This window comes from Leptothrix ochracea (genome assembly GCF_041083635.1).
Taxonomy (GTDB): domain Bacteria; phylum Pseudomonadota; class Gammaproteobacteria; order Burkholderiales; family Burkholderiaceae_C; genus Sphaerotilus; species Sphaerotilus ochraceus.
Genome location: NZ_JBFPHB010000004.1, coordinates 1 through 5,027 on the forward strand (window position 1 = coordinate 1; position 5,027 = coordinate 5,027).

6 protein-coding genes are annotated in these 5,027 nt (G+C 62.1%); 1 reads left to right on the forward strand and 5 read right to left on the reverse strand.

Annotation, left to right across the window (positions count from 1 at the left end; translation table 11 throughout):
• Positions 1 to 114: 114 nt before the first annotated feature.
• Genes AB3X39_RS01520 through AB3X39_RS01535 form a run of 4 tightly spaced genes read right to left on the reverse strand, consistent with a single transcriptional unit; the run spans position 115 to position 3,714 of the window.
• On the reverse strand, positions 115 to 903 hold the full coding sequence (locus AB3X39_RS01520; RefSeq protein WP_369415593.1) for an ABC transporter ATP-binding protein: 789 nt from the start codon (positions 901 to 903) through the stop codon (positions 115 to 117).
• Positions 904 to 922: 19 nt separating this feature from the next.
• Positions 923 to 1,738, reverse strand: coding sequence for an ABC transporter permease (locus AB3X39_RS01525; protein ID WP_369415594.1), 816 nt, complete (start codon positions 1,736 to 1,738; stop codon positions 923 to 925).
• A 14-nt stretch (positions 1,739 to 1,752) separates the two neighbouring features.
• Complete coding sequence (locus tag AB3X39_RS01530; protein ID WP_369415595.1) at positions 1,753 to 2,745, reverse strand: ABC transporter substrate-binding protein; 993 nt, start codon at positions 2,743 to 2,745, stop codon at positions 1,753 to 1,755.
• A gap of 24 nt (positions 2,746 to 2,769) precedes the next feature.
• On the reverse strand, positions 2,770 to 3,714 hold the full coding sequence (locus tag AB3X39_RS01535) for a DMT family transporter (protein WP_369415596.1): 945 nt from the start codon (positions 3,712 to 3,714) through the stop codon (positions 2,770 to 2,772).
• A gap of 21 nt (positions 3,715 to 3,735) precedes the next feature.
• Here AB3X39_RS01535 and AB3X39_RS01540 point away from each other — a divergent pair, with 21 nt between their 5' ends.
• Positions 3,736 to 4,290, forward strand: coding sequence for a M48 metallopeptidase family protein (locus AB3X39_RS01540; RefSeq protein ID WP_369415597.1), 555 nt, complete (start codon positions 3,736 to 3,738; stop codon positions 4,288 to 4,290).
• On the opposite strand, the gene AB3X39_RS01545 is transcribed toward AB3X39_RS01540, so the two are convergent.
• On the reverse strand, positions 4,251 to 4,850 hold the full coding sequence (locus AB3X39_RS01545; RefSeq protein ID WP_369415598.1) for a LuxR C-terminal-related transcriptional regulator: 600 nt from the start codon (positions 4,848 to 4,850) through the stop codon (positions 4,251 to 4,253). The two genes, AB3X39_RS01540 and AB3X39_RS01545, sit on opposite strands and share 40 nt — an antisense overlap.
• Positions 4,851 to 5,027 lie beyond the last annotated feature (177 nt).

Genomic DNA, 5,027 nt, shown 5'->3' on the forward strand with positions numbered 1-5,027 from the left:
TGGGCGAAGGGGTGAGCTGCTCGATCTACGCGCAACGCCCCTCACCGTGTCGCGAAGTTCAAACGGGCGACGCTCAATGCCTGCGGGCTCGATCGCTCAAGGGGCTCGATGTGCTCACACCGCTTCCTGCGCCTCGTGACGCTGCTGCTCGGTCATGACCAAGGCCCCGAGTTCACGCTTCAACGCATTGAAGGCCGGGTCGGCGGGGTCGCGGGGCCGGGGCAGATCGACGCGCTGATCGCGTTTGATGGTGCCGGGTCGATAGGTCATGACGATGATCCGGTCGGCCAGATAGATCGATTCCTCGATCGAGTGCGTCACAAACAGCACTGTCTTGCCAAAGCGCTGCCAAATGCGCAGCAACTCGTCTTGCAAGCTGCGTCGGGTCAGGGCGTCGAGCGCGCCGAAGGGCTCGTCCATCAGCATCACGGGCGAATCCATCGCCAACACGCGGGCGATGGCCACCCGCTGACGCATGCCGCCTGAGAGGTCTTTGGGGAAGCGATCGCGAAAGTCGCGCAGCTTGAAGACGTCGAGCAATTCATCGACCCGCGCTGCGATCTCGGTCGGGCTTTTGCGCGTGGTGCGGTCCTGAACCTCCATGGCGAAGGCGATGTTGCGGGCCACGGTCATCCACGGAAAAAGGGCGTACTCCTGAAACACCATGCCCCGATCCGGTCCGGGTGCGCGCACCACCGCGTCGCCAACACGGATGGTGCCGCTGCTGGGCAGCGAGAAGCCGGCCACGGCGTTGAGCAAGGTCGATTTGCCGCACCCCGAAGGCCCAAGCAGACACACGAACTCGCCTTGGGCGATCGACAACTGAATGTTTTGCAGGGCCACCACCTCCCGCCCTTGACTGGCGTAGACCTTGTGGACGTGATCGATGTGAATGTGCGTCATGGTTCGTCTTTTCTTGGGCTCAATCTTGCTCAAGGCCGCGATGCCAGCGCAGCAGATGCTGATTGAGGCGACTCACCAAGGTATCCAGCCCCAAGCCCAGCAAGCCGATGGTGAGCATGCCGGCGATGATCTTGTCGGACCACATGAATTCGCGCGCTTCCAGAATGCGAAAGCCCAGACCGTTGTTGACGGCGATCATCTCCGAGACGATCACCACGATGAAGGCGGTGCCGATGCCGATGCGCACCCCCGCCAAGATGTAGGGCGTGGCGGCAGGTAGGATCACCCGGGTGAAGAGCGTCCAGCGCCCGACCCCGAGGTTGCGCGCCGCCCGCAGATAAATGCTATCGACGTTGCGCACCCCGGCGATGGTGTTCATCAGAACCGGAAAGAACGCGCCCAAGGCGATCAGGAACACCGAGGGCGGATTGCCCAAGCCGAACCAGAGGATCGCCAGCGGGATGTAGGCGATGGGCGGGATGGGCCGCAGCACTTGCATCATCGGATTGAACAGGGCGTAGATCCGGGGACTGGCCCCCATCACCAGCCCCAGCGGCAAAGCCAGCGCCAAGCCCACCGCAAAACCCACCACCACGCGGTAGAGACTGCCCAAGGCGTCGTCGATCATCTCGCCCGACAGCAGCCAAGCCAGCCAGCTTTGCTGCGTCGGCTCCCACGGCGCAGCCGGGCTCAGGTATTGCCACCACTTGAGCGCCACCGCTGACGGGGCGGGCAGCACCACCGCTGAGAAGAGTCCCGCGCGAGCGCAGGCCTCCCAGACTGCGATCAGCAGCACCGGCACGATCAGGCCGGTGAGTTTGTTCAGCCCACGCATCCCAGCCGCCGCGCTCACTTGACTTTCAACTCACTCTTGGCCGCTTGGAGCAAGTCCAGCTTGACCCATTCAGCCGCCTTGGGCGGATGGCTCATGCGGCCGACGCCAAACTTCTGCATCAAGCCGGTCACGGTGTCGATGTGCTCCAAGCTGACGTCATAGGTGTAGTCGGCGTTGTCCATCGCGTCGCGAAAATCTTGCGAGCTGATCTGACCTTTGAACATCTGGTCCTTGACGTAATGCTCGGCCAGCGCCGGGTCGCGGTTGAAGCTGGCGGTGGCGTCCACAAAGCACTTCATCAGGCGACGGGCGACATCCTTCTTCTCGCCGTAAAGCTTCTCGCTCATCACCAGCAGCCGGTAAGGCTCACCGATGGCGGTGTCGTAGGGCTTGAGCACCTCCACACCAAACTTCTTGTTGATCGCCTGCGAAGACTGCGGCTCGGATTGGCACATGGCGTCGATTTGCTGGGTGGCCAGAGCTTGGTTCAAGTCAGCAAAACCGAGATAGACGATCTGCACGTCCTTGCCGCCCTTGTCCGACCAGCTCAAGCCGGCCTTTTCAAGCTCGGCCATCAGCAAAATTTCTTGCATGCCGCCCCGCGTCACGCCGACCTTGCGGCCTTTCAAGTCTTTAAGGTTTTTGATGCCCGTTGCCGTGCCCGCCACGATGCGTGCACCCCCTTTGGCAAAACCGGCCACCGTCAGAATCGGCACCCCGTTGGCCCGGCCGGAAATCGCACCGTCCGAGGCCAACGCTGCCACGTCGATCTCACCGGCCACCATCGCCGGCATGATGTCCGGGCCCTTGGCAAACATGCGCTCGTCGATCTTCACGCCGTACTTGCCGCACACCTCTTTCATGTACGACACGGCGCCGTAATGAGCGAACTTCAAATTGCCCAGCCGCACCAAGTCCTCCGCTTGGGCCGCCGCCGAAGCCGCGATCAGGCCCGCGCAGAGCAAGGCACGGGGGGTGGTGGTTTTTGTCAGCATCTTGGATGTCATGGGGCGTCTCCTTTGCGGCGCATCTTACTCAGAACCTCGATGGGCCGGGGCCGCCGGTCGCACCGCCACCCAAGCCCCCAAAGACACCAAGACCAGTCCGCCGAGCAGCGACAGGCTCAGGGCTTCGTCCAGCAGCGGGGCGGCGCTGACGCCAGCCAGCACGGGCACGAGCGCGATCATGGCACCGGTGCGTTGTGGCCCCAGGATATGGACGGCTTTGAGAAACAGCAGCATGGCCAAAATGGTCGGGCCGATGCCTTGGTACAGGCCTTGCATCAGCAGCATCGACGGCGGCACGCTGTCCAGCGCTTTGGGCAGAAAGAGGGCGTAGATCGGCAAAAACACCAGCGCCGAGGCCAGCGCCACAAAGCGCGTCAGCAGCCACGGCTCGAAGCTCCAGCGCTTGCTGAGCACGCTGTAAAACGCCCACGTGATGGACGCGGCCAAGACCAAACCGTCACCGATCAGCAAGTCGGGGCTCCACACCAGCGGCCACGCCACGCACAGCAAGCCCAGACCGATACCGATCAGGCCCAAGCGGGTTTGTCGGGATGGCGGCGTGCGCAGCAAACCCCATGTCACCAAGGCGATCAAAAAGGGCTGTAGACCCGACAGCAAGATGCCCACGTGGGCGGCTGGAGCGGTTTTGAAACCGGCGTAGACCAGCACGCCGTAGAGCAACACCCCCAGCAGCGCCAGCAGCCAAAGTCGGCCGTCACGCAAGAGGTCAACGTAAAGCGTGCGCGGCAAGTTGAGCGACAGCGGCAACAAGATCAGGCTGGCCGTGCCCAAGCGCAGGGCGAGGATGTCCCAAGGGGTGAGATTGGTTTTGCCGCCAAAGCGCGACATCAAGATGAAGCCGGTCCAGATCAGCACCACGCCGCCAGCGGCAAGGTAGCCACGCCAAAGGGGCGGTGAGGTGGGGGTGATGTTACGGGGGGGCTCGCGGGGGGTGTCACGGTTCATCATGGGCTGGCATCATGCCGCGCCATGGAAAAATCTGTTTTGAGCGTGTTAAACGGCTACCCCCAGCCCTTGATCGATCAGGTGCGCCAGCTCATCGACCACGGCAAGCTTGGCGAGCGACTGCGCCAGCGTTATCCGCAAACGCATGACATCCGTACCGACCGGGCGCTTTATGACCATGTTCAGGCCCTCAAGGCGCGCTACATGCGCAGCGCACCGCCGCTGAGCAAGGTCGTGTTTGACGGCACCTTGCGTCTGACGCAGCAAGCTTTGGGCACGCACACCCGTATTTCACGGGTGCAAGGCGGGCAACTCAAGGCCAAGCGCGAGATCCGCATCGCCCGCTTGTTTCGTTTGGCCCCGGAGCCCATGCTGGCGATGATCGTGGTGCATGAGCTGGCGCACATCAAGGAGCGTGAGCACGATGCGGCCTTCTACGCTCTGTGCCAGCACATGCTGCCCGACTATCACCAGCTTGAATTCGACACCCGCCTGTACTTGATCGACCAAGATCTGCAAGCTCAAGCCACGCCAACGACTCAACCCGGCTCGGAGCCCGAGCCCGCCAGCAGCTTGTGAACCAAGTCTGGGGTCGAGCTGGCCCCGGTTTTACGGATCAGTCGAGCGCGAAAGACATCGACAGTGCGTGGGCTGATGCCGAGCTTGCGACCGATGAGCTTGCTGGTCAGGCCTTCGATAAGCAGGGCGGCGATTTCGCGCTCGCGGGCGGTCAACGCCACCCCCACGCTGCGGCGATTGGAAAGGTCTTCAAAGGCCCAAATGCCCGCAGCATGGGGCTGAGCAGGGTCCAAGGCTCGACCGGAAACGTGGCACCAGAAAAGCTCACCCGCTACCGCACCACCCAAGCCCCCCACACGTTTCATGATGCGTTCATCGGCGTAATGCCCACTGTCATCTAGGCTTGCGACGATGCGCTGACCCGTGCGCTCGAATTCTTCGTCAGTCGGGTAGAGCATGCCAAAGGATTGGCCGATGAGTTGGGCACGCTTGGCCCCAAACATGGCCAGCATGCGCGCATTGCAATCGACCATGGTGCGCTGGCTTGACAGCACCAAGCCGATGGGGGCGAGGTCAAAGGCGGTGCGATAGTCGATCAAAAGAGGTGGGTTATTGGCCATGACTTGTCAAAATGAAGTAAGTTCCGAACCTTGCTCATATCCCCCAAAAGAGCTATCCATTACCCACAAGTTGATTGAACTCTGTGGCGAAGTGTCTAAGCTGAACAGAGGGCAGCAGGAGTGTGGTGATGACGTGGGCAGCAGAGGAATTGCGAACGGTGGATCTGGGGGATGCAA

Coding starts and splice junctions, on each gene's coding strand:
- AB3X39_RS01520 (WP_369415593.1), bottom strand. CDS start 903: ATGACGCACATTCACATCGATCACGTCCACAAGGTCTACGCCAGTCAA.
- AB3X39_RS01525 (WP_369415594.1), bottom strand. CDS start 1,738: ATGCGTGGGCTGAACAAACTCACCGGCCTGATCGTGCCGGTGCTGCTG.
- AB3X39_RS01535 (WP_369415596.1), bottom strand. CDS start 3,714: ATGATGAACCGTGACACCCCCCGCGAGCCCCCCCGTAACATCACCCCC.
- AB3X39_RS01540 (WP_369415597.1), top strand. CDS start 3,736: ATGGAAAAATCTGTTTTGAGCGTGTTAAACGGCTACCCCCAGCCCTTG.
- AB3X39_RS01545 (WP_369415598.1), bottom strand. CDS start 4,850: ATGGCCAATAACCCACCTCTTTTGATCGACTATCGCACCGCCTTTGAC.
- AB3X39_RS01530 (WP_369415595.1), bottom strand. CDS start 2,745: ATGACATCCAAGATGCTGACAAAAACCACCACCCCCCGTGCCTTGCTC.